Source organism: uncultured Brevundimonas sp. (assembly GCF_937863155.1).
GTDB lineage: Bacteria > Pseudomonadota > Alphaproteobacteria > Caulobacterales > Caulobacteraceae > Brevundimonas.
In genome coordinates this window covers 1-2,320 of sequence record NZ_CALMFB010000008.1, presented here as the reverse complement: position 1 = coordinate 2,320, position 2,320 = coordinate 1, and the positions used below count along the sequence as shown (strand labels likewise).

Sequence of the window (2,320 nt, the reverse complement as noted above, 5' to 3'; positions counted from 1 at the left end):
GAGGGGGAGGGGGGCGATGTTGCCCTTGCCCTCGACCTTGAAGCTGACCAGCGGCCCACCGACGGGGATCTGCTGGCCCGCCTCGCCGTGGGTGACGACGACGACGCCGGAAACGGGGCTGGTGATCTCCACCGTCGCCTTGTCGGTCATGACGTCGGCCAGGATCTGGTCTTCGGCGACCGTGTCGCCCGCCTTGACGTGCCAACCGACCAGCTCGGCCTCGGCGGTGCCTTCACCCACGTCGGGAAGCTTGAAGACATAGTTGGCGCCAGCGGGCGTGGCCGCCCCCTCCACCGCTACGCGGTCCCCCTCCCCCAAAGGGGGAGGATTTGAAGCGGCGCGATCTCCCCCCGCTGGGGGGAGTACCGGCGAAGCCGGGGTGGGGGGCGTGTCGGCTTCGGACGCATTGCCCGCCCCCTCGACCTCGAATTCCACCAGCGGGCCGCGCACGGCCAGCATCTGGCCCGGTTCGCCGTGCAGGGCGGTGACCTTGCCGCTGACGGGGGCGGTGATTTCGACCGTGGCCTTGTCGGTCATGACGTCGGCGACGATCTGGTCTTCATTGACCGTGTCGCCGACCTTGACGTGCCAGCCGACCAGTTCGGCCTCGGCCGTGCCTTCGCCCACGTCGGGCAGTTTGAAGACGTAGCGACCCATATCAGCGGCCTCCCGACATGACGGCTTTCAGGGCGTCGGCCACGCGCTGCGGGCCGGGGAAATATTCCCACTCGAAGGCGTGCGGATAGGGGGTGTCCCAGCCCGTGACCCGCCCGATCGGCGCCTCCAGATGATAGAAGCAGCGCTCCTGGACCAGGGCCGACAGTTCGCCGCCAAAGCCCGAGGTCTTGGGCGCCTCGTGCACGATGACGCAGCGGCCGGTCTTCTTCACACTGGCCTCGATGGCCTCGATGTCCAGCGGCACCAGCGAACGCAGGTCGATCACCTCGGCGTCGACGCCCGCGTGTTCGGCGGCGGCCAGGGCCACCCAGACCATGGTGCCATAGGCCAGGATGGTGACGTCCGCGCCCTCGCGCATGATCCGGGCCTTGCCCAGCGGCTCGACATATTTGCCGGTCGGAACCTGGGCCAGATCCTGGGCCTTCCACGGGCTGACCGGCTTTTCGTGCCAGCCGTCGAAGGGGCCGTTGTAGAGGCGTTTCGGCTCGAAGAAGATGACCGGATCGTCGTCCTCGATGGCCGCGATCAGCAGGCCCTTGGCGTCATAGGGGTTCGACGGAATGACGACCTTCAGCCCTGCGATGTGGGTGAACAGGCTTTCGGGCGACTGGCTGTGGGTCTGGCCGCCGAAGATGCCGCCGCCATAGGGGCTGCGCACCGTGATCGGGGTGGTGAACATGCCGGCCGAGCGATAGCGGATCTTGGCCGCCTCGGAGACCAGCTGGTCATAGGCCGGATAGATGTAGTCGGCGAACTGGATCTCGACCACCGGGCGCAGGCCGTAGGTGGCCATGCCGATGGCCGCGCCGACGATGCCGGTTTCCGAGATCGGAGCGTCGAAGCTGCGGGTCAGGCCGTGCTTCTTCTGCAGGTGGTCGGTGACGCGGAAGACGCCGCCGAAATAGCCCGCGTCCTCGCCGAAGCTCAGGACGTTGCCGTCCTCGGCCATCTTGATGTCGATGGCCGAGTTCAGAGCCTGGATCATGTTCATCGGCGCCACGGCCGGCGCCGTCGGGGCGTCGGACTTGGGGGCGTTCTTCTGATCGACCATGTCCGGCTCGATGCCGTCGGTGCGGTCGGCCTCGGTGAAGGTTTGCTCGGTCATGCGTCAGACCCCCACTTCGCGGCGCTGTTCGACCAGACGCCAGTCTTCGGTCGAATAGACGTCTTCGAACATCGTCTTCACGCTGGGCCGCGACTGACCCAGGGTGCCGATGGCCTCGGATTCCTTGCCGGCGGCGCGGACTTCCATAGCCGCCTCGGCCTCGGCCGCCGCGTGCTGGTCTTCCGACCATTCGCCCAGGCCGATAAGGTGCTGCTTCAGCCGCTCCAGCGGATCGCCCAGCGGCCATTTCTCATGCTCGTCGCCGGGGCGGTAGCGGCTGGGGTCGTCGGAGGTGGAGTGCGGGGCCCCGCGATAGGTGACCATTTCGATCACCGTCGCCCCCTGGTTCGTCCGCGCCCGCTCTTCAGCCCAGGCGGTGGCGGCCCAGACGGCCAGGAAATCGTTGCCGTCGACTCGCAGGGCCGGCAGGCCATAGCCCACGGCCTTGGACGCAAAGGTCGTTTCCAGCCCGCCCGCAATGCCCATGAAGGACGAAATGGCCCACTGGTTGTTGACGATGTTCAGGATCACCGGCGC

Annotated in this window: 3 protein-coding genes; all 3 read right to left on the bottom strand. The window is 67.5% G+C overall.

Going from position 1 to position 2,320, the window contains the following annotated elements; genetic code table 11:
• A partial coding sequence (locus Q0581_RS01010; protein WP_298696587.1) for a biotin/lipoyl-containing protein occupies positions 1–657 on the bottom strand: 657 nt, incomplete at its 3' end.
• A gap of 1 nt (position 658) precedes the next feature.
• On the bottom strand, positions 659–1,729 hold the full coding sequence (locus Q0581_RS01005; RefSeq protein WP_349770616.1) for an alpha-ketoacid dehydrogenase subunit beta: 1,071 nt from the start codon (positions 1,727–1,729) through the stop codon (positions 659–661).
• Positions 1,730–1,786: 57 nt separating this feature from the next.
• A partial coding sequence (locus Q0581_RS01000; protein ID WP_298696578.1) for a thiamine pyrophosphate-dependent enzyme occupies positions 1,787–2,320 on the bottom strand: 534 nt, incomplete at its 5' end.

Coding starts and splice junctions, on each gene's coding strand:
- Q0581_RS01005 (WP_349770616.1), bottom strand. CDS start 1,729: ATGGTCGATCAGAAGAACGCCCCCAAGTCCGACGCCCCGACGGCGCCG.